At 70.0% G+C, this 22,921-nt stretch carries 25 protein-coding genes; 9 read left to right on the top strand and 16 right to left on the bottom strand.

The features are described 5' to 3' along the window. Positions 1-5: 5 nt before the first annotated feature. Positions 6-638: a hypothetical protein gene (locus tag NR798_RS26835; RefSeq protein ID WP_375765350.1), complete on the bottom strand. Its 633-nt coding sequence runs from the start codon at positions 636-638 to the stop codon at positions 6-8. A gap of 68 nt (positions 639-706) precedes the next feature. Then, positions 707-1,651, bottom strand: coding sequence for an AgmX/PglI C-terminal domain-containing protein (locus NR798_RS26840; protein WP_375765351.1), 945 nt, complete (start codon positions 1,649-1,651; stop codon positions 707-709). Positions 1,652-1,731: 80 nt separating this feature from the next. On the opposite strand from NR798_RS26840, the gene NR798_RS26845 reads away from it, so the two are divergent. Next, positions 1,732-2,592, top strand: a complete 861-nt coding sequence (locus NR798_RS26845) for a tRNA pseudouridine synthase A (protein WP_375765352.1) — start codon at positions 1,732-1,734, stop codon at positions 2,590-2,592. On the opposite strand, the gene NR798_RS26850 is transcribed toward NR798_RS26845, so the two are convergent. The 8 genes from NR798_RS26850 to NR798_RS26885 form a co-directional block, all read right to left on the bottom strand. Then, positions 2,589-2,753, bottom strand: a complete 165-nt coding sequence (locus NR798_RS26850; protein ID WP_108065063.1) for a ribbon-helix-helix domain-containing protein — start codon at positions 2,751-2,753, stop codon at positions 2,589-2,591. The two genes, NR798_RS26845 and NR798_RS26850, sit on opposite strands and share 4 nt — an antisense overlap. A gap of 327 nt (positions 2,754-3,080) precedes the next feature. Next, a complete protein-coding gene (gene larE / locus NR798_RS26855; RefSeq protein ID WP_375765353.1) occupies positions 3,081-3,962 on the bottom strand; it encodes an ATP-dependent sacrificial sulfur transferase LarE in 882 nt (293 codons plus the stop codon). Positions 3,963-4,072: 110 nt separating this feature from the next. Continuing rightward, the gene (cysC, locus tag NR798_RS26860) at positions 4,073-4,849 is read right to left on the bottom strand and encodes an adenylyl-sulfate kinase (RefSeq protein WP_375765354.1); all 777 of its coding nucleotides are present in this window, start codon (positions 4,847-4,849) and stop codon (positions 4,073-4,075) included. A gap of 163 nt (positions 4,850-5,012) precedes the next feature. Further along, positions 5,013-5,561, bottom strand: coding sequence for a Mov34/MPN/PAD-1 family protein (locus tag NR798_RS26865; protein WP_375765355.1), 549 nt, complete (start codon positions 5,559-5,561; stop codon positions 5,013-5,015). Next, the gene (locus NR798_RS26870; protein WP_375765356.1) at positions 5,545-6,156 is read right to left on the bottom strand and encodes a ThiF family adenylyltransferase; all 612 of its coding nucleotides are present in this window, start codon (positions 6,154-6,156) and stop codon (positions 5,545-5,547) included. The genes NR798_RS26865 and NR798_RS26870 overlap by 17 nt, the downstream gene beginning before the upstream one ends. Before the next feature lie 4 nt (positions 6,157-6,160). Beyond that, on the bottom strand, positions 6,161-6,433 hold the full coding sequence (locus tag NR798_RS26875; protein ID WP_375765357.1) for a ubiquitin-like small modifier protein 1: 273 nt from the start codon (positions 6,431-6,433) through the stop codon (positions 6,161-6,163). A gap of 3 nt (positions 6,434-6,436) precedes the next feature. Next, positions 6,437-6,679 (bottom strand): sulfurtransferase TusA family protein, encoded by a 243-nt coding sequence (locus NR798_RS26880; protein ID WP_375765358.1) that lies wholly within the window; start codon positions 6,677-6,679, stop codon positions 6,437-6,439. After that, positions 6,667-7,392 (bottom strand): ThiF family adenylyltransferase, encoded by a 726-nt coding sequence (locus tag NR798_RS26885; protein ID WP_375765359.1) that lies wholly within the window; start codon positions 7,390-7,392, stop codon positions 6,667-6,669. The genes NR798_RS26880 and NR798_RS26885 overlap by 13 nt, the downstream gene beginning before the upstream one ends. A gap of 163 nt (positions 7,393-7,555) precedes the next feature. Between NR798_RS26885 and NR798_RS26890 the strand changes: the two genes are divergently transcribed. The 3 genes from NR798_RS26890 to NR798_RS26900 all read left to right on the top strand — a co-directional run bounded on the left by NR798_RS26890 (position 7,556) and on the right by NR798_RS26900 (position 10,060). Next, the gene (locus NR798_RS26890) at positions 7,556-7,951 is read left to right on the top strand and encodes a hypothetical protein (protein ID WP_375765360.1); all 396 of its coding nucleotides are present in this window, start codon (positions 7,556-7,558) and stop codon (positions 7,949-7,951) included. 88 nt (positions 7,952-8,039) lie between these two features. Beyond that, the gene (locus tag NR798_RS26895; protein WP_375765361.1) at positions 8,040-9,320 is read left to right on the top strand and encodes a sensor histidine kinase; all 1,281 of its coding nucleotides are present in this window, start codon (positions 8,040-8,042) and stop codon (positions 9,318-9,320) included. Beyond that, positions 9,317-10,060, top strand: coding sequence for a response regulator (locus NR798_RS26900; protein WP_375765362.1), 744 nt, complete (start codon positions 9,317-9,319; stop codon positions 10,058-10,060). The genes NR798_RS26895 and NR798_RS26900 overlap by 4 nt, the downstream gene beginning before the upstream one ends. 24 nt (positions 10,061-10,084) lie before the next feature. Here NR798_RS26900 and NR798_RS26905 read toward each other — a convergent pair whose 3' ends face one another. Together NR798_RS26905 and NR798_RS26910 are read right to left on the bottom strand one after the other, a co-directional pair. Continuing rightward, complete coding sequence (locus NR798_RS26905) at positions 10,085-11,767, bottom strand: hypothetical protein (RefSeq protein ID WP_375765363.1); 1,683 nt, start codon at positions 11,765-11,767, stop codon at positions 10,085-10,087. A gap of 60 nt (positions 11,768-11,827) precedes the next feature. Next, on the bottom strand, positions 11,828-12,988 hold the full coding sequence (locus tag NR798_RS26910; RefSeq protein WP_375765364.1) for an AI-2E family transporter: 1,161 nt from the start codon (positions 12,986-12,988) through the stop codon (positions 11,828-11,830). A 279-nt stretch (positions 12,989-13,267) separates the two neighbouring features. Here NR798_RS26910 and NR798_RS26915 point away from each other — a divergent pair, with 279 nt between their 5' ends. Beyond that, on the top strand, positions 13,268-13,585 hold the full coding sequence (locus NR798_RS26915) for a hypothetical protein (protein ID WP_375765365.1): 318 nt from the start codon (positions 13,268-13,270) through the stop codon (positions 13,583-13,585). A 48-nt stretch (positions 13,586-13,633) separates the two neighbouring features. On the opposite strand, the gene NR798_RS26920 is transcribed toward NR798_RS26915, so the two are convergent. From NR798_RS26920 to NR798_RS26935, 4 genes are all read right to left on the bottom strand, one after another. Then, positions 13,634-13,744, bottom strand: coding sequence for a hypothetical protein (locus NR798_RS26920; RefSeq protein ID WP_047858218.1), 111 nt, complete (start codon positions 13,742-13,744; stop codon positions 13,634-13,636). A 40-nt stretch (positions 13,745-13,784) separates the two neighbouring features. Then, positions 13,785-15,119 carry a P1 family peptidase gene (locus NR798_RS26925; RefSeq protein ID WP_375765366.1) on the bottom strand — a complete coding sequence of 445 codons (1,335 nt, stop codon included), beginning with the start codon at positions 15,117-15,119 and terminating at the stop codon, positions 13,785-13,787. 32 nt (positions 15,120-15,151) lie between these two features. Next, the gene (locus tag NR798_RS26930) at positions 15,152-15,799 is read right to left on the bottom strand and encodes a TetR/AcrR family transcriptional regulator (RefSeq protein WP_375765367.1); all 648 of its coding nucleotides are present in this window, start codon (positions 15,797-15,799) and stop codon (positions 15,152-15,154) included. A gap of 80 nt (positions 15,800-15,879) precedes the next feature. After that, complete coding sequence (locus NR798_RS26935; RefSeq protein ID WP_375765368.1) at positions 15,880-17,016, bottom strand: LamG domain-containing protein; 1,137 nt, start codon at positions 17,014-17,016, stop codon at positions 15,880-15,882. 181 nt (positions 17,017-17,197) lie between these two features. On the opposite strand from NR798_RS26935, the gene NR798_RS26940 reads away from it, so the two are divergent. From NR798_RS26940 to NR798_RS26955, 4 genes are all read left to right on the top strand, one after another. Further along, positions 17,198-18,385, top strand: a complete 1,188-nt coding sequence (locus NR798_RS26940; RefSeq protein WP_375765369.1) for an acyl-CoA dehydrogenase family protein — start codon at positions 17,198-17,200, stop codon at positions 18,383-18,385. Between the two features lie 21 nt (positions 18,386-18,406). After that, positions 18,407-19,189 carry a GNAT family N-acetyltransferase gene (locus tag NR798_RS26945; protein WP_375765370.1) on the top strand — a complete coding sequence of 261 codons (783 nt, stop codon included), beginning with the start codon at positions 18,407-18,409 and terminating at the stop codon, positions 19,187-19,189. A gap of 376 nt (positions 19,190-19,565) precedes the next feature. Continuing rightward, a complete protein-coding gene (locus NR798_RS26950; RefSeq protein WP_375765371.1) occupies positions 19,566-21,506 on the top strand; it encodes a hypothetical protein in 1,941 nt (646 codons plus the stop codon). Further along, entirely contained in the window at positions 21,503-22,864 is a 1,362-nt protein-coding gene (locus NR798_RS26955) for a hypothetical protein (protein ID WP_375765372.1), read from the top strand. Before NR798_RS26950 ends, NR798_RS26955 begins: the two co-directional genes overlap by 4 nt. The last annotated feature ends 57 nt before the right edge of the window (positions 22,865-22,921 follow it).

A 22,921-nucleotide genomic window follows, 5' to 3' on the forward strand; every position in this document is an offset into this window, starting at 1 on the left:
CTCGTTCAGGCGTCATTCACGCCCGAAGCGAGCTCCTCCAGGTCCTCGGCCAGGGCGCCCGCCCGCTCAGCAATGGCGTGGGGTACCCGGCGGCACCCGGACACCTCGGCGGCCAGCTTCCGGGCCAACTGCGCCAGCTTCCTCACCTGGTGGCTCTCCGGGGGGGGCTCGGGGGGCGGTTTGGGGAAGCGCTCCACGAACTCCTTCTTCAGCTCGTTGGGCGGCTTCTCCGCGTTCCAGATACTGTCACGCAGTGAACGATACTCCTGCGGCGAGAGCTGTCCACGCTCCTCCGCGTCCGCCAGGACCTCGATGACCTCGAAGGGGGGCGCCTTCTGGGGGAAGTCCGGCTGGGACACCTCCTCGGGGGCCTCGTGCTTGGCCAGGAAGCTGAACGAGCGCGTGAGCTTCAGCGCCGTCTGCTTCTTGATGTGCAGCTCCTTCAGGGCGTAGGCCTCGAAGGAGTTGTAGCCCCAGGGCTCCCACAGGTTCTCGTCCCGGACCTGCACCAGCAGCTTGCCCAGCTCGGCCCAGGTGGACTTGAAGCGCTTGGCCGCCACGAGGACGGTGTGGCGGAAGGTGCCCGGGGGCACGGAGGCGGCCTTCTTCTCGATGTCGATTTCAGCAGCGGTCACCATGCCCCCTGTATCGGGCAGGAAAACCGGGGGGGCAAAAAAGCGGCCCGCTGCCTCCTCTATCTACCGCCTCACTTCTTACCGATGGTGAACGCCAGGTTCACCGTGGCGCGCTCTCCCGTGTAGGGCTTGAAGGGCCACTTCTTCATCTCGCCCAGCAGGCAGTCGAAGAGCGGTCCCTTCTTCAGCTGCGGATGGTCCACCCACAGCTGCGCCACCCGGCCGTCGTTGCCGATGGTGAACTCGAGCGGCACCTTGGCCGCGAAGCCCGGACGGCGCTCGGCCTCCTCCTTGAAGCACCGGTAGAGCGTGGCCTGGCTCTGCTTCACCACCCGGTTGATGGCCGCCTGGTCGTAGTTGACCTCCGTGGACATGCCATCCGGGTCCGTCGTCACCCTGCCCGAGGGGCGCCCGCCCGTGGGACGGCGATCCGGCTTCGCCACCGGCGCCGCCGAGGCCACCTTCTCCGGCTTGTCCGTCTTCTCCGGCACCGTCTCCGTGGGCTTGCCCGGAGTCTTCTCCGGCGTGCGCTGCTTCGGCTCGCCCGGGTACTCGAACAGCTCCTCGGAGCCGGAGCGCTTCGCCACGGTGATGACCGGCACGGACATCTCGATGGAGAGCTCGTCGCCCTTGACCCCGGGCAGGTACACCGACGAGTAGCGGGCGATCTGCCACGCCCCCGCTCCCAGGCCGCCGAGCACCATCAGCGCCACGCCTCCCGCGAGCAGCCGCTGGCGCATCCGCCGCGAGCGCAGCGCCCGGGCCTCCGCCTCCACCCGCTGCTTCGCCGCCGCCTTGGACACGTGCAGCCGGAAGCCGTCCAGCTCCTCGAGCTTGCGGAAGCCGCTCGGGCCGGTGGCCGATACCTCCGTCTTCCCGGTCACCGCTCCGGCGTACAGCTTCTCCACCAGTTGGTGGCCGGTCAGGGGACCGAGGACGAGATCCCCCTGGCGGTAGAGCCATTGGGAATCGAGCTGCTCCCTTTCGGGATCATGGAGGTCTTGTGCGGCCGACATGGGCCGGGAAGTATCCCAGGCCGCACGGGTCATCACAACGCCCCTCTCCACTCCCTTCCGCTCGCTCCCCCCTACCCTCCGTGAAAAGAACCCCCGCCGCCCTGTGGATCTGGTACCGCGGCACCCACTTCCGTGGTTACCAGCGTCAGCCGGAAGGCCCCACCGTCCAGGAGACCCTCGAGGCCTCGCTCCGCAAGGCCGGGGTCCCCTACACCGTCATGGCCGCCGGCCGCACCGACCGCGGCGTCCACGCCCGCATGCAGGTGGTCAGTGTCCGGCTCCCTCCCTGCTACACCTCGGAGATGCTGTCCGAGCGGCTCCCCCCCCACCTCCCGCCGGATCTCGGGCTGTGTGTCGCCCGGCGCCCGCCCGAGGGCTTCCATGCCCAGTGGAGCGCCGCCGGCAAGGAGTACCGCTACCGCATCCAGCTCGGCGGCACCGTCTCCGAGGCGTGGCGGCCCTTCGTCATGGAGCCCGCCGCCGAGCCCCGGTTGATGGAGGGCAGCGCGTTGAAGCCCGAACGGGTGGCGGAGGTGCTCGGCGCCGCCGTGGGCTGCCGCGACTTCTACGCCTTCCACGAGCACTCCAGCCTGCGCAAGCCGCGCACCCTCGAGTCCGCCACCCTGCACGAGCTGGGCAATGGTCTCTTCGAGGCCCGGCTGAGGGGAGATGGCTTCGGGCGCTACCAGGTGCGCTACCTCGTGGGCTCGGCGCTGCTCACCGCCGCCGGCGTCCTCTCCGAGGAGCTCTTCCGCCTCGCGTTGGAGCAGGGCACCTCCATCCCCGGCCTCAAGGCCCCGGCTCAGGGACTGCTGCTCTGGGAGGTGCTCTACCCGTCCGCCGTGGATCCGTTTCCCGCCGAGGAGCGGGCCCGCGCCCCGGGTCTCCCCCTGGCGCCTCCCTTCTCCCTCCCGGACGAAGCGGATTCCGCGGCCGCCTAGTCGACCAGGCGATCCTCGTACTTCGTCAGCAGATCCGAGATCGCCTCCCGCAGGTACTCGCTCTGGCGGATCCTCGTCGAGCGCGACAGCTCCTTGAGCGCATCGAGCTTCTCGCGGCTGAGACGGAACACCACCGAGGTGAGGCGAGGATTCATGTCCATGTGCGTGATCTCCTACAGGTGCGCACAAGGTCTCACAGACGCATCGGATCGCAAGAAAATCCCCGCACCCGTCAGATCACCTGGGGATCATCTGGGATCAGAACCGGATCACAGAGGGGCCCGCGCACGCAGCCGCTCTGCTCTACGTCCGATCCGCGCGCGGATCCAAATCCCGGCTGCGCATCCAGAGGGGAATCCGGGGTGCGACATACCCTCACCCCGACCCTCTCCCAGAGGGCGAGGGAGGGGTTGGCGCGGATCAGGAACGGATCAGATGGGGGATCAGGCTGGGATCAGCCGCGGATCAGCGCGGGATCACCTGTTGGATCAGCTCACCACCGGCAGCGGGTGGGCGTCCGCCGGCCGCTGGATCCCCGCCGCGTCGTTCATCCGCCCCGAACGGAACGGCTCGAGGTCCAACGCCACGAACTTGAAGCCCAGCGCCTTCAGCGCCTTGTCCACCTCGCGCCGCACCTCCGCCGACAGGAAGCGCTCGTACTCCTCCGCCGCCAGCTCGATGCGCGCGATCTCGTCGTGGTAACGCACCCGGAACTGCCGGAAGCCCCGCTTGCGCAGCTCCGACTCCGCCCCGGCGATCTGGAACAGCCGCTCGCGCGTCACCGACGTGCCGTACGGAATCCGCGACGCCAGGCACGCCATCTGCGGCTTGTCCCACGTGGGCAGCCCCAGCGCGTGGCTCCACGCCCGGATCTCCTCCTTCGTCAGCCCCGCCTTCGCCAGCGGCGACTGCACCGCGTGCTCCTTCGCCGCCTGGTGCCCCGGCCGGTGATCCTTGAAGTCGTCCGCGTTGAAGCCGTCCAGCACCACCTCCAGCCCCAGCTCCTTCCGCTTCGCCTCGCAGATGTCGTACAGCTCCGTCTTGCAGAAGTAGCAGCGGTTGGTCGGATTGGCCGCGTAGCTCGGGTTGGCCAGCTCGTCGCTCGACATCACCATGTGCCGCGCGCCCAGCTTCGCCGCCAGCTCCCGCGCCTCCCGCTCCTCCTCCGGGGCCACCGACGCCGACAGCGCCGTCAGCGCCAGCGCCCGCTCCCCCAGCTCCTCCACCGCGATCTTCAGCACGAAGGTGGAGTCCACCCCTCCCGAGAACGCCACCAGCGCCGAGCCGTGCGCGCGCAATGCCGCACGCATCGCGTCCAGCTTGGGGCGGGAGGAATCACACAGGGCCTGAATGCGCTCGGGAGTCAGCATGGGGGCACCTCTATAAACGAAGAACCCCCGGGTTGCCCGCGCAACCTGGGGGTCCTCGATGCTCTCGGGCCCACGTCCCTCGCTCGCCAGGAGGGGGATGGGCCGCCCGGCTAGCGAGCCTTGCGCTTGGGAGCCGCCGCCTTCTTGGCCGCCGGCTTCGCCACCCGCGCCGCCCGGGCCGCGGGACGCGCCTTGGCGCCCTTGCCCGCCGCCGCCGGCTTGGCCGCCGGTGCAGCAGCCTTGGCCGCCGGCGCCGCCTTGCCCGACTTCGGGGCCGACGACACCCGCGTCACCTCGGTCTTCGTCGGCGGCTGCGCCTTCATCTTCTTGCCGGTGATGATCTTCAGCTCCTCGACCGTCACGTACCCGAGGTCCAGCAGCGACTGGAAGATCTTCCCCGCGCCGTCCTCCACGCTCTCCACGTCCGAGTGGATCACCACCTCGGCCGAGGCCGGCGGCTCATACGGCTCGGTGATGCCGATGAAGTTGGGGATCTCCCCGCTCAGCGCCTTCTTGTAGCGGCCCGTGCTGTCGCGCTCGATCAGCTTCTCCGTCGGGCAGTCCACGTACACTTCGATGTAACGGCCGATCGTCCGGCGGTTGTCCTCGCGCCCCGCCTTGTACGGGCTCACGCTGGGAACCAGCACCGCCACGTTGTTACGGGTGAGCAGCCCGGCCACATACCCCAGCCGGCGGACGATGGTGTTGCGCTCGTCCTTGCTGTCTCCCAGTCCTTGCCAGAGATCGTCCCGGAGCTCGTTCTCGTCGAGAATCTCCACGTTGCGATCCACCTGCCTGAGCCGGGCCGCGATGTAGGCAGCCATCGTACTCTTGCCGGTCCCGGACATGCCGGTCAGCCAAACGGTAAAACCAGTCGTCTGCGCCATAACGGGTCCCAAACTCCCTGCGGCTCCAGTGGGTTACATCCGTGCCCCCCGAGAGCGCGGCAGATCAAAAGTCCGGGGCGTTATAGACGAAAAACGCATCGTTTGACAATTCGCACCCACCTTTCCGCAGGTAGGGGGGGCAACCAGCCAAGTGCCCGCCTTCTCAAGGGATTTCCAAGGGTTGGACGGGCTCAAAGTCAAGCAAAACCTGACGGCCCTGGAAAAATCCGCACTCCCACCAGAAAATTTTCGCCTCCCTGACACACCCCGAGTGGAGAGCGATCACGAGGTAGGAAACGCCGGGAAGCAGCGGATGTCCGTCCGGGGCGGCCTGGCGTCGGTCCTCGTCGGAGAATTCCGCACCGCTGTCCACATGGGAGTGGAAGACACAGGCCACGTGCTCGCCCCGGGCCTCCGCTTCCATCAGGACGCCGAGCCATTCACGTGGATCAAAGGAGTAGGCGGTCCGGGAGGTGCGAGGAAAACGCACAGGGTCCCGGGCGTGGAGCTCGTCCTGGGCGTTGCGCAGGGGGCGAACCCGCCAGGGCCCGGACTCCCCCGCCCGTAGCAGCACCCCACAGCCCTCCCGGGGATAGGAGGACACCAGGTGTCGGATGACGTCCGACAAGTCTTCCGGAAGAGCGGGGCTCACCCTGGCTCCTGAAACAACCGCGGCGGCCCCTCGCCGGCCCGAGTCAGCCACACCGGGCACAGCGCCGCATCGGCAGGTCCGTCAGCACACCCGGCGCCTCCCAGCCGCATGCCCCCAGCACCGGCCCCATCCCGAGCAGCAGCCGCTGGAGGATCAACGCCCCCAGCGCGCCCAGCCCCACCCCGAGCGCCCCCGAGGGCGGAGCCGCCAGCGCGGCCGTAGTGGCCTCGAAGCAGCCGGCACACCCCGCGGCGCTCCGGAAGACGGCCACGCCCCGCGTCCCATCACCGCCCAGCGCCACCCAGGGGCCCTCGCCGTCCCAGACCGCGGGCAGTTCCGCCAGCCGCCCGGTCCCGCGCGCGGGCAGTGCATCCGCGTTGACGTCCGGCAACACCCGCGCGAGCACCTCCGCACCCGGCCGGCCTACCTCCTCCGCCTGGACGAGGAAGCCCTCGGCTCCGGACGCCAGGGGCTCGGGGCCCGCCTCCACCGCCGTGCCTCCGGCCGCCACGTACGCCGCGGCCGTCAGCCCCGCCGTCCCTGCCGCCTTCAGCCGCACGCCTCCCGCCAGCAGCTTCTCCTGCCCTCGCCCGCCCACCTCGCGCAGGAGGATCTGCCTCGAGTAGCGGAGGATCTGCTCCTCGCGCAGTGCCATCCCCCTACCCTCCCGCGATGGCCGGAATGAGGGTGATGCGATCTCCCTCCGCCACCGGCGTGGACAGCTCCTGCAGGAAGCGGATGTCCTCGTCGTTGAGGAACACGTTGACGTAGCGCCGCACCGCGCCCTTGTCGTCGAACACGCGCGCGCCCATCCCCGGGTGCGCCTGCTCCAGGTTCTTCAGCACCTCGCCCACCGTGGCGCCCGCGACGCGCACCTCGCCCTTGTTGCCCGTGAGGCCACGCATGGTGGTGGGAATTCGAATCGTGGCCATCTCTCAGGCTCCTCCCTGCTTGCGCAGCAACAACCGGTGGGTTCCATCGCCCCGAGGCTCCAGCTCCAGCACCTCGTGGCCCTCCTCGCGCGCGTTGCGCGGGACGTTCTTCAACGGCTCGTCCCCCCGCAGCACCACCTCCAGCACCGCGCCGTCGTCGAGCGCCTCCAGCGCCAGCTTGGTGCGCACGTAGGTCATGGGGCAGACCTCACGGGTGATGTCCAACGTCCGGGTCACCTCGTGCATCGGGCGCTCTCCTCGGTGAAGACGGGCGGGCGCGGGCGGGAACAGCCCTCGCAATCGGGAGCGCGGCGCACGCGCACCTGGCGGCCCCGCAGAGTGGCCCCATCGAGCACATGCAGGGTGGCCGTGCCGTCCGCCGCCGGAGCCGCGCCCGTCAGCCGCTCCAGAATCAACAGGGCCTGCAGCGCCCCCACCAGCCCCGCCATCGAGCCGAGCACCCCCGCCTGGGCGCACGTGGGCACCGCGTCCGGCGACGGCGGCTCCTCGTACACGCAGCGCAGGCACGGCCCGCCGGGCTCCACGCGCATCGCCTGCCCCTGCATCCGCAGCACCCCGCCGTAGACGAGCGGCACGCCCGCCGCCACCGCCATGTCCGACAGGAAGAGCTTGGTGGACGTGCCGTCGGTGGCATCCACCACCGCGTCATGGGCCTGGAACAGGGAAGCGGCGTTGCGATCGTCCACCCGCTCGGTGAGCGTCTCCACGCGCAGGGCCGGGAAGGCCCGCCTCAACCCCTCCGCCGCCGACTCCACCTTGGGCCGGCCCACGTCCGAGGTGCGGTGCCACAGTTGCCGGTGGAGGTTCGTCACGTCCACCCGGTCCGGGTCCACCAGCGTCAGGTGCCCCACGCCCGCGCGCGCGAGCGCCAGCGAGGCCGGACAGCCCAATCCGCCCGCGCCCACCACCAGCACCCGTGCCGAAGCCACTCGTTCCACGCGCGCGACCCTCGCCGAGCCCCCCGTCCGCCGTCAACCCCGCCCGGCGAAAAGCCGCCCCGCTCCGCACCCGAACGAATATCTTCCCGCCCCGCTCCGTCGCCACTCCCACCCGCGCACCGTCGCGGAGCACCTTCACCCCGCCTTCCCACCCAGAGGACTCATGAGACACGCGCTCGCCCTCCTCGCCGTCGCCCTGCTCGCCACCGGCTGCCCCAAGAAGACCGGGGAGAACCAGCCCGCCGACAACCCCACCGCCAATGATGCCGGACAGAACGTCGGCCAGACCACCGGCACCACCGGGTCCACCCTCACCGCTCCCCCCGACGCGGGCGGCCCCAAGGGCCAGGGCGGCGATCAGGCCACGGTCGAGGCCTGCGTGGACCGTTGGCTCCAGGAGCACAAGCTGGACCGCTACGGCAACGCCGAGGGCACCATGTACGCGGGCGGCACCCCGCTCTTCAACGAGGCCACCGGTGAGAGCCGGGACCGGCTCGAGTACGTCTTCGAGCGCCAGCCCGAGGCCCGCAAGGCCTGCGTCACCCAGAAGGCGCAGTAGTCCCCGCCACCTCCCAGCACCAGGGAGGCAGGCGTCCGGAGTGGTGGTATTCCCGAAAACCCGGCAGGTCCCTTAAGCTGCCGGCTCGATGGAACCCGTCCTCACGCTCGAAGAAGACACTCCCGACTCGCACCGGCGTGCTCGCGTGCGCGAGGTGCTCGAGCGTCGCAAGCTCACCGACAGCATCTCCGCCGAGCAGGCCGCGGCCTCGTGGGAGCAGGATCGCTTCGTGGCCCGGGCCCGCGCCCTCTACTACGCGCGCCTCATGTTCCTCACCCTGGGCATGGCCATCCTCGCGGTGCCGGAGTGGTCCTCCTACTTCGCCTTCCAGGGCACCTTTGCCTTCGCCGGCTACTTCGCGATGCTGCTCTACAGCGTCGCGAACTTCACGGTCATCGACCACCCCAAGGCCGGCCGCTGGGTGACGTACATCACCCTGTGCTTCGACCTGCTCATCACCGTGGTGCTCATCAACAAGCCCCAGGTCGGCGGCGGTCTGCAGAGCCCGCTGCTCGGCACGCAGCTCGTCTTCACTACCCTCTTCGCCATCCTCTTCCCCAAGCCGCTGGGGGTCGTCCCGCCCCTACTGGCGCTGCCCATCACCGCCCGGCTGGATCTGCTGCTCAACCGCGACGTCACCGCCGTCGAGGTGCTCACCATCTTGTGGTACTCAGCGCTCAACTTCACCATCATCTACGTGCTGGTGTACCTCACCGAGCGTGATGCCCTCGCCCACCGCGAGGTGGTGGAGCTGCAGGGCGATCTCAAGGAGATGGCCGTGGTGGAGGAGCGCAACCGGCTGGCCCGGGAGATCCACGACGGCCTGGGCGCCTCGCTCTCCTCGATGATCATCCAGGCCGAGTTCATCCTCGGCATGGCGAAGGACGACTCGCTGCGCTCGGAAATCCAGGAGCTCAAGGCCACCGCCGAGGAGTCCATCGAGGAGCTGCGGCGCAACCTGCAGATGATGCGCGAGGACTTCGAGCTGACCCAGGGGCTCGAGGACTACGTGAAGACGTTCGGCGACCGCACCCAGGTGGACCTGCGCTTCGAGCGCACGGGCCTGCCGCGCAAGCTGTCCCCGGATGCCCAGCTCGCCCTCTTCCGCATCCTCCAGGAGTGCCTCTCCAACGCCGTCAAGCACGCCCAGCCCAGGCAGGTGCAGGTGAAGCTCGACTACGACCTGGACCGGGTGCACCTCATCGTCCGCGACGACGGCAAGGGCTTCGATCCCAAGCAGACGCCTCGCGGCCACTACGGCCTGCTCAACATGCGCGAGCGGGCCATGAAGCTCGGCGCTACCCTCATCGTCGACTCGGCGCCGGGTCACGGCACCCGCGTATCCTTCTCCCTCCCCTCCAGCCCATGACCGAAGCGATCGCGCCCTCCCCTATCCGCGTCTTCGTCGTCGAGGATCAGACCAAGATCCTCAAGAACCAGCTCCGCCTGCTCGAGAGCAACCAGGACATCACCATCGTCGGCACCGCGCTGTCCGGCGAGGCCGCGCTCGAGGAGGTGCCCCGGGTCACCCCGGACGTCCTCCTGCTGGACCTGGGCCTGCCACGCATGAGCGGCATCGACGTCACCCGCGAGGTCAAGGCCCGCTGGCCCGAGGTGGAGATCCTCATCTTCACCATCTTCGACGAGGAGGACAAAGTCCTCGAGGCGGTGAAGGCCGGGGCCTCGGGCTACCTGCTCAAGGGCACGCCCGCGGACAAGATCATCGAGGCCATCAAGGAGGTGCGCGCCGGCGGCACCGTCATCCAGCCGAGCCTCGCGCGCCGGCTGCTGCGCCACTTCCGCGTGGAGCCGGACTCGAGCCCCGTTCCCACCGAGCCCGTGGCCTCGCCGCCCGCGCCCGCCGCGCCCGAGGCCCCACCCGCCGCCTCCGAGGCCAGCGAGCCCCTGCTCAAGCCGCTGTCCAACCGCGAGACGGAGCTGCTCCAGCTCATCGCCAAGGGCGTGTCCAACAGCGAGGCGGCCCGGCTGCTCAACCTCTCCAAGGCCACCATCCGCACCCACCTCGAGCACATCTACCGCAAGCTCGAGGTCACCAACCGCGTGGAGGCCGTCACCGAGGGCATCCGCAAGGGCCTCATCTCGGTGTGACGGGCCTGGGGGTTACCCGGAGCCTCACCAGGCGGCGGTGACCCCCGCGACGATGCTCGAGTAGGACTCCTCGGCCACGCCGCTCTCCGTCCAGCCGCGCCGGGTGCCCACGCCCGTGTAGCGATCCTTGTAGGACTCCAGCCGGAAGCGCGCGGAGTAGCCGAGCGGGCCCCAGAGGTCTCCCGCCACGCCCAGCTCCGCCGCCCAGCCCAGGCTCGACACCGACTCGCCGTAGTCGCGCACCTCGGCCACCTGCGAGCCATCCTCGTCCCGCAGGAGCGACTGCCCGGGGTTGGGCCGGAAGAAGAGCTGGCCCGAGCCCTCGATGCGCACCGCGCGCATCAGCGGCACCGACACGTCCAACCCCACCGCCGGGTAGAAGCGGTGCACCACCGGCAGCGGCACGTCCATCCGCTCGCCCACGTCGAACTCCCGGCCGAGCCCTCCCAGCCGCACCCCGGCGTGGCCCCACAGCGGCGTCGCCTGCGTCCCCAGATCGAAGAAGTAGCGGTAGGCGAGCATCGCCCCATAGGCCGTGTCCGTCGCGTACACCTCGCGCTCGGGCGTCTCGCCCACCGGCGAGGACACCTGCACCGTCGTGCGCGCGAAGCTGCGCTGGTAGCCCAGCGTGAGCCCCACGCCGCGCAGCAACGTCGGCCAGTGCGCAAGGGGAAACACCTCCGCCTCCGCGGCGATCCCCGCGTACGGCGCCTGGGAGGTGAAGTCCGAGATGTCCCCCACCTGCTGCTCCGGAGGCCGCGCGTCGTACTCGCTGCACGACGTCACGCCCGGCCGCGCGCAGTAGCGGCGCCACGTCACCGCCGCCCCGAGCAACACCTTCAGCCGCGAGGGCATCCGGCCCCCGGCCAACACCCCGTCTTCCTCCTCCTGCTCGGGAAAACCTCCCCCACTGCCCTCGAGCTCCGTGAGGTACGTGTGCGACTCCTCGTCCAGCTCCTCCCACGCGGGAACGGGCTTCGACTCCGGAACGAGCACCGGCTTCGGAGCCGCCCCGGGCGTGGCCTCGGCCCTTGGAGCGGAAGCCGTCCCCTGGTGCGCGGGCGGCGGCTCGGGCTGCGCTGGACGGGCCGGCTCCACCGCCTCCGCCTCTCCCGTGCCCACCGCATGGGGCTCGGGCGCGGGCGGCTCCACCGCGGGCGCCGGCTGGGGCACGGGAGCCGAGCCGGCCACCGACTCCGGCGGCTCGGGCGCTGACGGCTCGGACTCGGGCGCCTCAGCGGGCGCGTTCGACGCCTTCACCGCGTCGATCACCGCCTGGGTGAACTTCCGGGCCTCGTACTTCGGCAGCAGCCCGCGCTGCAGCACGAACTCCCCGGTCCAGATCTCCTGGCCCTCCTCGTCGAGGAGCCGGGCGCTGAAGGTGCTGTAGGTCCGCCCCGCCGAGCCCGTGAGCACGGCATCCACCTTCAGCGTCGGCGCCAGACGCGCCACCACCCGGCGATCAACGGAGGCGGGGCCTCGCAGCTTCTGCTTCGCGGCGGCCATCGCCCAGGCCGCGGGCGGCAACACCTGCACCTGGCGCGTCTTGCGCAGCAGCCCCGTCACCTGGGCACGCAGCTTGTTGTTCTTGTCCCCTTCGAGCGCGGACACGGCCACGCGCTCCGCGCGCGCGGCCTGCGAGGTGAGCATCAGGGCCAGGGCCAGCACCGCGCCCCAGCGAGACAACCAGCGTCCAGAGGCCATCATGGATGGCCAGCAGACTCACCCAGCGCGCGGGCCGTTGTCCAGGCTCGCGCAAGCCGGGCGTCAGACCTCGGCCACCGTTGGTCCAGGAGCGATCACTGTCTGCGGCGCGGCCACCGGCTGCGGCACCACCATGGGCACGGGCGCGGGCTGGGCCACCGCCGGAAGCACCACGGGCTGGAGGCCCAGGAAGTCACGCCGGTAGATGCGCACCATGGCCATGAAGAGCGAGGCGATGAGCGGCCCCACCAGCAGCCCCATCATCCCGAACACCGCCAGCCCGCCGAACATGGAGAGGAAGACGAGCAGCGGGTGGAGCGCCATGCGCGAGCCGCACAGCTTCGGCCGGATGACATTGTCGATGCTGCCCACCACGAAGGCGCCCCAGGCCAGCAGGAAGACGCCCTCGTTCACCTTGCCCGCCATCACCAGCACCACGCCGATGGGGCCCCAGACGAGCGCCGTGCCACCCACCGGCACCAGCGACACCAGCACCATGGCCGCGCCCCACACGCCCGCGTGCGGCACCTTCGCCAGCATCAGCCCCACCAACCCCATCGCCCCCTGCACGAAGGCGGTGATGGTGTTGCCGTAGACAATGGCGTGCGCCACGTCCGTGAACTCCTGCGCGAACGCCTGGATGTAGCGCTTGTCCAGCGGCACCAGCTGCGTGGACTCGGCCCAGAGGCGGCGGCCGTCCAGGAAGAAGTAGTACATGGCCACGGCCATCAGGAAGAGATCGATGATCAGCTCCGTGCCGGCCCCCAGCAGGTCCGTGATCACCGAGGCCCCGTTGGTCATCGCCCCCAGCAGCGCCTCCTCCGTGCGCGAGCCGTGCAGGTTGGCCGGCACGAAGCGCCGCAGCCCCCTCGGCAGGCTCGCGACGAGCTGCTGCTGATCCACCCCGTCCAGGAACGCCTGCGAATGCTCCAGCAGCGCCAGCACCTCGCGCCCCACCAGCCACCCCACCACCGACAGCGGCACCAGGATGAGCAGGAAGACGGCCAGCGTGGACAGACCCGCGCACAGCGCCGGATAGGCCCTCAGCCGGGTCCGGAACAGGACATCCTGCAGGGGCCGGAAGAGCACCACCAGGAAGCCGCCCAACAACACCGGCATCAGGAAAGGAAGCAGGATTCTCGAGAAGAGAATCAGCGCCAGGGCGAAGAGCCCGGCGAAGATAAGATTGGACCACCGCTTCGTGTCGAGCCCAGTCACGCCCACCCCTCCACCCCCAACAACGACACCCCGCCCAGCACGCGACAGAACGTAGGAACTTCGCTTCCCAGCGGGAAGCCTGGGCGCGTTTCGTGAGGTAGACGATCCATGACTTCTGGACGCTTCCGATTCCCCACCTCCGCCCTCACGTTGGCCGGAGTGCTGCTGCTCGCCCCCGGGTGCGGAGGCTCCTCGCGGGGCTGCACCGACTGCCCCCCCATGGAGGGCCTCTACGGCCTGGAGCTGGAGCCGGGGACGCTCCCCTCCGCCTGCGAGGGTATAACGGTGGCGCTCCCCCAGGGGCCGCTGGACGTGAGCCGCCAGGGCAGCGAGGTCGCCGCGACGCTGGACGGCATGACGCTGCGCGGCACGCTCTTCCAGACATACGACTTCAGCCTGGTGGGCGACAGCCTGGGGCAGGCGACGGATGGGGGGACCCGGGGGCCCGACTCGGCCATCCTGTCCGGACGCTACATCCCCGCGATCGGGGACGGCGGCGTGCCCAGACTGGTGGGGGACTGGCAGGGGACCTACTCGAGCACCACGGGCAGCAACACCCGGCGATGCTCGGTGACCCGCCCCTTCACGGCGACCCGCCAGTAGGCAGGCGAGCGTGCTCGCGCGGAGCGGGTCCGAGACAACCGAGCGAGATTACTTCTTCTCGCCCTCGGCCGCCTTGGCCGCCTTGCGCTTGAACTGACGCTTCCACTTCTGCTTGATCTTGTTCTGAACGCGGCGGTGCTTGCTCTTGCTGCGGGCCATGGAGGCGTCTCCTGAAAGAGGTAGGACAAACGAGGGGCGCCTAACTACCAGAAGATCCACCAGAAGAGGAGTCCTCGATATCGTCCGGGGCCGGCCGGGTGGGATACGGGATGCCTTCGGCGCCCCGGACCTCGGTGGGGAGCACCGCTCCGGCCGTCACCTCCCCCTCCTTGTCCACGTCCGCCGGCTTGTCCCGGCCCACGGGGGCGCTCGTCTGCTGGGGGCGCTTCTTCACCGAGGCGAAGATGGGCCGGCAGGCCTGCACGAAGCGCCGCACCTCGTCCAGCGGCAGCGCCGGGACGTAGTTGTCGTTCACCCCCTTCATGGAGGTGGCCATGCACATGGAGTTGAGGATGGCCTCCTCGGTGGCCTCCATGACCGCCTCGTAGAGGGGGTCCAGGCGCTGATCCAGGAGGATCTTCAGCTTGTAGACCATCTTCTGGGTGCGCCGGGGGATGATGTTGGCGGTGGAGAAGCCGACGACGATCTCCCCCGAGCCGTGCGCCGCGTAGCTGCCCACCCGGCCGATGCCCAGCGACACGCGCTTGCACAGGCGGTTGATCTGATGGCTGAGCAGGGGGGCGTCGGTGGCCACCACGGCGATGATGGAGCCGTACGTCTGCCCGCGCCGGGGCGTGTCCTTGAACTTCTCGGCGAGCACCTCGCCCACGGGCAGGCCGCCCACGCGCAGGTTGTGCATCTTGCCGAAATTGCTCATGACGAGCACGCCGAGGGTGTAGCCGCCCAGGGCCTCGGGGAGCTTGCGCGAGGAGGTGCCGATGCCGCCCTTGAAGTCGCACGTCACCATGCCGGTGCCGCCGCCCACGTTGCCCTCGGGGACGGGGCCCTCCGAGGCGTTGCGGATGGCCTCGAAGACGTGCTCGGCGCGCACGTGGCGGCCGGAGATGTCGTTGAGGTAGCTGTCGTCGCACTCGCCGACGATGGGGATGATGACGTCGTGCTCGTCGCCGATGCCCGGGTACTTCTCCACCATGTGGCGGGCCAGGGCGTCCGAGGCGGCGCCCACGGACATGGTGTTGGTGAGGAGCATGGGCGTCTCCACCAGGCCCCACTCCATGAGCTGCGTCATGCCGGCCACCTCGCCGGCGCCGTTGAGCACGAAGCCCCCCCCGTTCAGGCGCTCCATGAAGATGTTGCTCCGGTTGGGCAGGATGGCGGTGACGCCCGTGCGCACGGGGCCATGGCCCGGCCGCAGCGGCCCCTCGCCCCGGATGATGGTGCTGTGCCCGACGAGCACGCCCTCCACGTCGGTGATGGCGTTGTGCTTGCCAGTCTTGAAACGGCCCAACGGGATGCCCAGCTCCCGGGCTCGGACGCGCTTCTCGGTGGGCTCGCTCTCGGGTGGGTTGGCCATGGGGCGCCAACCTAGCCGAGGCGCTCTCCCGGTCAATTGCTCGTCGCGCGCGTCAGCCCTCGTAGCAACAGACGCGTCTGCTCCAGGGCCACCGCCTCGGCCTTGGGGACGGTGGTGACGCCCGCGAACTCCAGCTTCCGGTCCACCAGCAGCGAGCCCAGCCCGTGCACCAGGGACCAGCATGTCAGCGCGAGCACATGGGGCTCGCCCTCGTGGATGACGCCGGCCCGCTGGCCCTCGGTGATGCAGTCGATCAGCAGACCGAAGGAGTCGGTGTCCCCACCGGGCGGCCCCAGCTGCGGCGGCTGGGTGAAGTGCGGGCCGAACATCACCCGGAAGTGCGCGGGGTGCTCCATGGCGAAGAGGACGTAGGCCACGCCGCAGGCCACCAGACGGCCCTCGGGCGTCGTCTCCCGGGCCATGCGCTCCTGCATGCGGGCCTTCATGACGCGGAAGCCCTCCTCGGCCACCGCCACCAGCAGCGCCTCCTTGTCCTCGAAATGACGGTAGGGCGCCGCATGCGTCACCCCGGCCCGCCGGGCCACCTCCCGGAGCGTCAGCGCCCCGAAGCCCTCCTGGGAGATGAGGGTCAGGGAGGCATCCAACAGCGCCCGGCGCAGATCTCCATGGTGGTACTGGGGCTTGTCCGCCGTCTTCTTCCGGGTGCCGCGCATGGCCATGCCGCCCTCCTCGCTCAACGGGCCTCCACGCGCAAGATGTAACCACTGCCTACATCAAATACCCCACTCCCCGCGGAGGCCTACTCCGAGCTCCAGGTGCCATCGCGGATGAGCCCATCGTTCTTGCTGGGGGAGAGATCCCGGGCCACGACGTCCTGCCCCTCGTTCAAGGGCCAGTAGCCGACGAGGCCCGGCTCGTTGCCCGTGAAGGTCCGGTCCTTGTCCGCGCGGACCTCCTGCTGGCCGCGGGGCAGGTTCCAGATGCGCACGTCCCGGATGTCGCCCTGGAAGAAGCGCTCGCGCCCGCCGCCCCTGGCGCCAATGGCCCAGGGCGCATCCACGAAGAAGGCCCCGAGCGTCTGGGGCGTGGAAGACGCCAACTCCCCATCCCGGTAGAGGACCCAGCGGGCGCCGTCGTAGACCCCGGCCAGGTAGACCCACCGGCCCACGTCCGAGGAGGGGACGTCGGCGCTCGTGGAGAAGTCCTGCCCGTTGAAGGAGCCGACCTGGTACTTCCCGTTGTTGATGCGGAGGTAGACCTCGGCGGGAGGCGAGTTGGTGTGACCGTGGACCACGATGTTGCGGATGCCATTCAGGGACCGCGGCCGGACCCACGCCTCGATCGTGATGGGGCCGAAGAAGATCAGCTCCCTCGGGTTGCCCAGCTCGACGTAGCCCCCCTTTCCATCGAGGCTCAGGAACGCCTCCTTCGCGGGGGCCTGTCCCGCCTGGCCCGCGCCACCGACGCCTTCGGCGGCTTGCTCTCCGCCCCGGCCGCGCAGCGCGAAGAAGGTGCCCAGGGCGATGACGAGGATGCCGGCGGCTAGCGCGATCCACGCCAGAGGGAGCTTCTTCTTGGGCGCGGGCGCCTGGGGAAGAGGGACCTGAAAGCTCGCCGAGGGCCCGACGGTAAACTCCTCGTCGGGATTGGCCACGTTCACCATGGACAGGTGGAACGCGTGCTGCCCCTGGGGCGTGCCCGGAGGAACGTTCACCCTCACGGTGTACTGGTGGGTTCCATCGGGAGGGAAGTCGCGTTCGGACTCGCCCTCGAGCGCCAACCAGTCCCGGGAGGTCGCGCCTTCCGGCTCGACGACGGCACGGCCCCGGACGGGGCGCCCCAGCGCATTGGAGACGGTGAAGGTGAGCTCTCCCCGGCCCGAGCCATCCAGCCGGATCGAGGAAGTGGACGTGGTAATGGCGAATCCGCGGACCATGCGCGCCTCCCTGGAAGACGGGTGCTTGTCTTCGACTTCAAGGATGGACATGGGCCGGACAGGACGTGATGCCCCGGAGGGCGGGGTGTGATGCCCTCGACGGGCGAGGAAGCAGCCGCTCGGCACATGGGCGTAGGAGCGTCACTGGCAACGCGGGTCCGGCTCCTCGTACGCTCCCGGCATGACGACCCCCCCCCCTGTCGCCCTGAAGCCCGCCGGAGAGCACCCGGTGCTCGCCGCCGCCCGCCAACTCGCGCCCAAGGCGGCCGCCCGCTCCGAGGAGATTGAAACAGCCCGCCGGCTGCCAGCCGATCTCGCCCAGGAGCTGGCCCAGGCCGGCCTCTTCCGCATGGTGGTGCCCGAGGCCTACGGCGGCTTCGAGATGCACCCTGCCCTCGTCATCGAGGCGCTCGAGACGCTCGCGCGGGCGGATGGCTCGACGGGCTGGTGCGTGATGATCGGCGCCGTCACGGCAATGTGCTCGGGCTGGCTGCCCGAGCCGCAGGCACGCCTCATCTACGGCGCCCCGGACGTCATCACCGGCGGAGTGGCCGCCCCCATGGGCCGCGCCGAGCTCGTCGAGGGGGGCTACCGGGTCACCGGGCGCTGGCCGTGGGCGAGTGGCAGCCAGAACTGCCGCTGGTTGCTGGGAGGCGCGGTGGTGACGAAGGACGGTGCCCCCCAGATGCGCGGGCCCATGCCCGAGGTGCGCCTGTTCTTCTTCCCCATCGCGGACGTGACGCTGCACGACACCTGGCACGCGGCGGGCCTGTGCGGCACGGGCAGCGGCGACATGGAGGTGCGGGACGTCTTCGTGCCCGCCGAGCGGAGCATGTCGATCATCACCGAGCGCCCGCGTGTCGCGTCTCCCCTCTACGGCTTCCCCGCCTTCGGGCTCCTGGGGGTGGGCATCCCGGCCGTCGCGCTCGGAATCGCCCGCCGCGCCATCGACGAGCTGACGGCCCTGGCGAACCAGAAGAAGCTCATCGCCGCTGGTGGCCAGTTGCTGGCGAAGCGGCCCGCGGTGCAGGAGGCGGTGGCGGACGCCGAGGCCACCCTGCGTGCCGCGCGCGCCTTCCTGTTCGAGACGGTGAACACCACGTTCGAGGCCGGCACGCGCGCAGAGGTGTCCGTGAAGCATCGGGCGGAGCTGCGGCTGGCCTTCACGCACGCCACGCGGAGCGCCGCGCGCGTGGTGGACCGGATGTACGAGGCCGCGGGAGGCACGGCCGTCTACCGCGCCAGCCCGTTGCAGCGCTGCCTACGCGACATCCACGTGGCCACCCAGCACGCCATGGTGGCTCCCTCCACCCTGGAGCTCATCGGCAGCGTCCTGCTCGGGCTGGACGCCAACACCGTGATGCTCTGAGTGGCGTGCTAACGTCGCCCCATGCCGACCGGTGATCTCGAGACCGGGAGCGAGCGCCTGCGTGAGGTGCTCGAAACTCCCCGTCGGGCCTTCATCCCCCTCCCGGATACGCAGGTCGTCGAGCGTCCGGGCTGGCTGCAGCTCATCACCCCCTCGCTGCGTCAGGGCGGCCTCAACGAGGTGGCCTTCTCGGCCCTGGACGAGAATGAGGCCGACGCCGTCATCGACGAGACGCTCGAGACCTACCGCCGCCTCGGGCTGCGCTTCCGTTGGACGGTGGGACCCGACTGCCGGCCCGCGGACCTGGCCGAGCGGCTCGCACGCCGGGGCCTGCGCCGAAGCGAGACGCTGGGGATGATCCGCGAGACGGCCGCAGCACCGGCCGAGGCCGCGAGCGACGTCACCGTGGAGCAGGTGGACGAGTCCACGGTGGAGGAGTTCTCGCGAACCATGGCCGCGGGCTGGGAGATGGACCCGGAGCCGATCACCGCGTTCAACCGGCTCGTTCTCACGCACCCCGGCCGCCGCCACCGCCTCTTCCTGGCGCGGTATCGGGGTGTGCCCGCGGGCACGGCGGGGCTCGTCACCTTCGAGCGCTCCGTGTACCTGCTCAGCGGTGTCGTGCTCCCTGCCTTCCGCAAACGAGGGTTGTACCGGGCCCTCGTCAACGCGCGGCTCGGTTACGCCGCCGGGCAGGACATCCCCTTCGCCACTTCCCACGCCCGCTCGAGCACCTCCGCACCGCTCCTGGAGCGCCTCGGCTTCGAGACGCTCTGCCGGTTCGAGGTCTTCTCCAACGACTGAGGCGCCCCTCGTCCCAACCCGTCACATCCGTGTCCTCCCACCCGCTGGAAGTCCCCCAATCCAAGTGAGCGGACGAACGATCGCAGGGCATGCGCTACTGCTGCTGGGATCCGCCCTGCTCCTCACCGGCTGCGCCTCGCTGACACCGCCTCCCGGGGCGAGCGGCATACACGGCCGGCGCGCCCTCTCGAGCTCATACCCAACACCTTCCTCACTCGTCTCCCCCGAGACAAGCGAGCCGCAGCGGTTGCACCGGCGCCTCGGCGCCCGAAGCCCGGGCTCGGACACCAGGGTGGATGCGGGCGAGGCGGCCGTGTACGCGGCGGCCAGTGGGGGGACTGGCCCCCAGAACCCCGCCACGTGCGGTGGCCGGGCCGTGACCCCGGGTTGGCCCGACCTGTCCTCCGGCCACGAGGACGAACTGCTGGCGCCCTTTCTCACCTGCACCTCGCCCGCCGAATTCGTCGCATTGCAGCAGCACGTGGACATGCGCCGGTTGGTGGAGGCCCTGGACGACTGGAGCGCGGTGCGGCTGGGCGCCCTGGGGCCGGTGCGTGAGGACGCCGCCCACCTGCTGCAACTCAAGCGCGCCGCATTCCTCGTGAGTGCCACCGAGCGCTACGGCCCCTTCCACGCCGAAGTGTTCGCCCTCTTCGTGCTGCACTCGGCCTACGACGACGAAGTGGATGCGGTGCTGCGGCTACTGGCCAGAGACAAGCGACTCGGACAGACGCTGGCCCTCATGCCCACCGTGCGCCAGGAGTTGGAGGCGCGGGGCCTCCCCCTCTCCCTCCATCCAGAGAGAACCGAGCAGGCCAGCGACGTCATGCGAGGCCTGGGCCGCGCCGCACGCGACGTGCTCTCCACCAGCCCGATGGTGGACGGCGGGCGCTACATGGAGATGACCGGGCGGTGGGCGCAGTTGCCCCCGCCCTACCAGCAGGCCGCCCACGCGGTGCAGCAGGCGCTGAGCGTGCGTCACTTCTCGGCGGGCAGTGTGGCGCTGGGCACCTTCGACTCGATGACGTTTGGGGTGCCGCTGGGCTTCTACTACCTGGTGGCGGGCACGGGCCACGGGGCCTCCTCCCTCACCCAGGGCAAGTACGAGCAGGCCACGCGCGAGCTGGCGCCCGCGTTGCTTCTGGGGACGCTGTACGCGGGAGGCAAGGGCCTGCGAGCCCTGTCCGAAGCCCGAGGGGTGGCGGGTGCCGGAACGCCTGCCCTCGGCGGGCTCCAGGCCCTGGAGTTGCGCCTGCGGGTCCTCCAGGAGATGGCGCGGCAGGTGGAGGGGAAGCTGGGCCTGGAAGGCATGAGGGAGTTGGCCCGGGACATCCGCGCTCGCCGGGAAGCGGGCCGCCTGGTGGCCGTGGGGGGAGTGGACGCGGCACTGGCGCTGCGCGAGGCCCGGGGCGATGTGGCCCGGGCGCAGGCACTCATGTCCAAGGCCACACCCGGGGCCACCGGCTCCTCGACGGCGAGGAGCGGGAAGCACCCGGGCTCCGGGCAGGTGGTGGGCGTCGCGGAGCAGCCTTGGGACCTGGCTTCACTGGTGGACGAGGGGGCCGGCCTCACCCGGGAGGTGGTGGAGGCGCGGCTGGCGCTGGTGGAGTTGGAAGCCCCGGGCCCGCGTCTGCCCCGGGATGTGGCGGTGCTGGAGAAACAGCGTCCCTCCCCGGACGCTCCTCCACCCGGAGCCGAGGGCAACCCGCGCTGGAGAGAGTACGTCGCCTATTACGAGAAGCGCCTGGGAGAAATCAGACAGGGCAAGGCCGCCCAGGCGCCTCTGCGCTGGGTGCGCTACGAACAGATGTGGGAGGGGTTCACCCGGGGGTTGGCCTTCGAGCGCCTCATGGTCGCGTTGCTGGAAGCCGATGCCGCCCTGCCCCGAGCCCAACGCCGCTTCCTGGGAGCCTTCATCCAACCTCGCATTCACAAGTACGTGGGCGTGAGGACACCGGAGAGCGGCCTGCGCTATGCGGATGTGCTCGTCATCGAGGAGGGGGGAGCCACCGGAGGTTCCCCTCGTGTCGAGACGTTCAGCTTCAAGAGCAGAAGCCTCTCGGAGTTGAAATACGAGGCATTGGCAGCTCAGATGGTTGCGGACGCGAGGGAAGCTCTCCAGAAGTACGGCGGGACGCTCGACATTCGCCGGGACTCCCTCCAGCCTCTCCTGCGTCAGGGCAGCCAGGTGCCCGTCCAGCGGGTCCGCCTCGTCTACGAGGAGGGCGTGCTCAAGCCCGGGGATGTAAAGACCTTGGAGAGAGCCGTGGATAAAACCAGGAGCGAGGTTCCGGGAGTGGAGGTGCTGTTCCAATGAAGGTGGTGGAGTTTCACGATTCGAAGGACGAGGACTACCTCTGGCTTTCTTTCGACGGCGCCTTTGACTCACGAGAGGCTCTCGAGAGCGAGTTGGAGCCCTTCTTCCAAGCGCTCGAGGCGTACGCCGACGGGTGGATGCCGGATGTCGTCAACGGCAAGCGGCGACGCAAATACGCCCGTGCCGCCATCTGGAAGGCACTGGAAGAGCGGCGCGATGGGAACAGCACGGCCCTCGGACTCTACCGGACGAAGTGGCCCGCGTTGGACATGTCACTCTGGCTCTGCTTCCCCCCCCGGCCTCCCACGCTGGAGGTCTGGTTCAAGGCGAAGCCTCTCTCCTTCTTCGCGGAGGCGGAGCGCTGCCGCCAATTCGTGGAGATGGTGCGCGCCTGGGCCTCTCGCTACCCGGTCTCCCATGCCGTCGCCCACAGCAGCGATGACACGGCGTTGGCGGACTTCCCCTCCTTCGGCCGCGACGACGAGACTCGACGAAGAGACGGCTTCGACAAGATCTACGAGGTCTGCTGGCTCAACGTCTTCGGCCCGAAGCTGGTGGAGTCCGTCGGCCGCGAGCGCATGCTGTCCACTCCAGCCTGGCGAGTGGAGGAGTTGCCCAACGGCTGCGTCCTCCTGGTGACGCGGCCCACCGCCACGGACTTCGCCAGCGAGGAGGCGCGCCTGGCCCAGGCTCGCGCCCACTGCCACCTCCGGCCGGACCTGGATTTCACCACCGTGCTGCGCACCCTCCGCGAGCGGAGCGCCGTGCTCGCCCCCGTGGAGCCCCACTTCCACCCGGATATGGCCCCGCTCCTCACTCGCGTGGCGGACCACACCGTCAGTCACGAGCGCCAGCGCAGGATCGCCGGATTCAACGCGTGGCAGCCGCCCGAGCCCGAGGAGTGGCGCCCCGCCAGCTCCGCCCTGCCCCCGGACGTGGAGAACCTGGAGCGCGCCCTCGAGCACTACAGCTACCTCGCCGAGCTCCTCGTGGCCCTGCTGCACACCCGGGTGCCCTCCGTCTTCGGCGCCACGCCCGAGTCCCTCACCGACGCCGACTTCTACTTCTGGCGCGAAGACTTCCCCACCAGGTACCTGCGCGAAGTCATTGACGAGCGCGCGGTGCCCGCCATCGGCGCCTACCTGGGTGAGGTGCTGGTGCACAACCTGGGCGGCCGGTGGATACCGCGCGAGAAGCTCGAGGAGGCCCAGGTGCTCGTGGGCGACCGCGTCTGGATGCCCTTCGTCCGCGCACGCCACTACATGCGCTCGCGCCAGGCCCTGCTGGACTTCTCCCTCACCCGGCTCTACCGCGTGGCCGAGCGGCACCGGACTCCCCTCCCGGCAGGCGGCAGATGAACGAAGGGCCCGGCCCCGAGGTCTCCCCTCGGGATGCCGAGCCCCTGGTCTCAAAGG

The sequence above is a fragment of the Archangium gephyra genome (assembly GCF_042230915.1).
GTDB classification, from domain to species: domain Bacteria; phylum Myxococcota; class Myxococcia; order Myxococcales; family Myxococcaceae; genus Archangium; species Archangium gephyra_B.

Excerpts from the sequence above, each read along its gene's own strand:
- NR798_RS26920 (WP_047858218.1), bottom strand. The coding sequence starts at position 13,744 with ATGGCCCGCAGCAAGAGCAAGCACCGCCGCGTTCAGAACAAGATCAAG.
- NR798_RS26935 (WP_375765368.1), bottom strand. The coding sequence starts at position 17,016 with ATGGTCCGCGGATTCGCCATTACCACGTCCACTTCCTCGATCCGGCTG.
- NR798_RS26870 (WP_375765356.1), bottom strand. The coding sequence starts at position 6,156 with ATGGCACTGCGCGAGGAGCAGATCCTCCGCTACTCGAGGCAGATCCTC.
- NR798_RS26875 (WP_375765357.1), bottom strand. The coding sequence starts at position 6,433 with ATGGCCACGATTCGAATTCCCACCACCATGCGTGGCCTCACGGGCAAC.
- cysC (WP_375765354.1), bottom strand. The coding sequence starts at position 4,849 with ATGGCGCAGACGACTGGTTTTACCGTTTGGCTGACCGGCATGTCCGGG.
- NR798_RS26880 (WP_375765358.1), bottom strand. The coding sequence starts at position 6,679 with ATGCACGAGGTGACCCGGACGTTGGACATCACCCGTGAGGTCTGCCCC.
- larE (WP_375765353.1), bottom strand. The coding sequence starts at position 3,962 with ATGCTGACTCCCGAGCGCATTCAGGCCCTGTGTGATTCCTCCCGCCCC.
- NR798_RS26895 (WP_375765361.1), top strand. The coding sequence starts at position 8,040 with ATGGAACCCGTCCTCACGCTCGAAGAAGACACTCCCGACTCGCACCGG.
- NR798_RS26840 (WP_375765351.1), bottom strand. The coding sequence starts at position 1,651 with ATGTCGGCCGCACAAGACCTCCATGATCCCGAAAGGGAGCAGCTCGAT.
- NR798_RS26900 (WP_375765362.1), top strand. The coding sequence starts at position 9,317 with ATGACCGAAGCGATCGCGCCCTCCCCTATCCGCGTCTTCGTCGTCGAG.
- NR798_RS26835 (WP_375765350.1), bottom strand. The coding sequence starts at position 638 with ATGGTGACCGCTGCTGAAATCGACATCGAGAAGAAGGCCGCCTCCGTG.
- NR798_RS26925 (WP_375765366.1), bottom strand. The coding sequence starts at position 15,119 with ATGGCCAACCCACCCGAGAGCGAGCCCACCGAGAAGCGCGTCCGAGCC.
- NR798_RS26850 (WP_108065063.1), bottom strand. The coding sequence starts at position 2,753 with ATGGACATGAATCCTCGCCTCACCTCGGTGGTGTTCCGTCTCAGCCGC.
- NR798_RS26945 (WP_375765370.1), top strand. The coding sequence starts at position 18,407 with ATGCCGACCGGTGATCTCGAGACCGGGAGCGAGCGCCTGCGTGAGGTG.
- NR798_RS26955 (WP_375765372.1), top strand. The coding sequence starts at position 21,503 with ATGAAGGTGGTGGAGTTTCACGATTCGAAGGACGAGGACTACCTCTGG.
- NR798_RS26905 (WP_375765363.1), bottom strand. The coding sequence starts at position 11,767 with ATGATGGCCTCTGGACGCTGGTTGTCTCGCTGGGGCGCGGTGCTGGCC.
- NR798_RS26930 (WP_375765367.1), bottom strand. The coding sequence starts at position 15,799 with ATGGCCATGCGCGGCACCCGGAAGAAGACGGCGGACAAGCCCCAGTAC.
- NR798_RS26890 (WP_375765360.1), top strand. The coding sequence starts at position 7,556 with ATGAGACACGCGCTCGCCCTCCTCGCCGTCGCCCTGCTCGCCACCGGC.
- NR798_RS26940 (WP_375765369.1), top strand. The coding sequence starts at position 17,198 with ATGACGACCCCCCCCCCTGTCGCCCTGAAGCCCGCCGGAGAGCACCCG.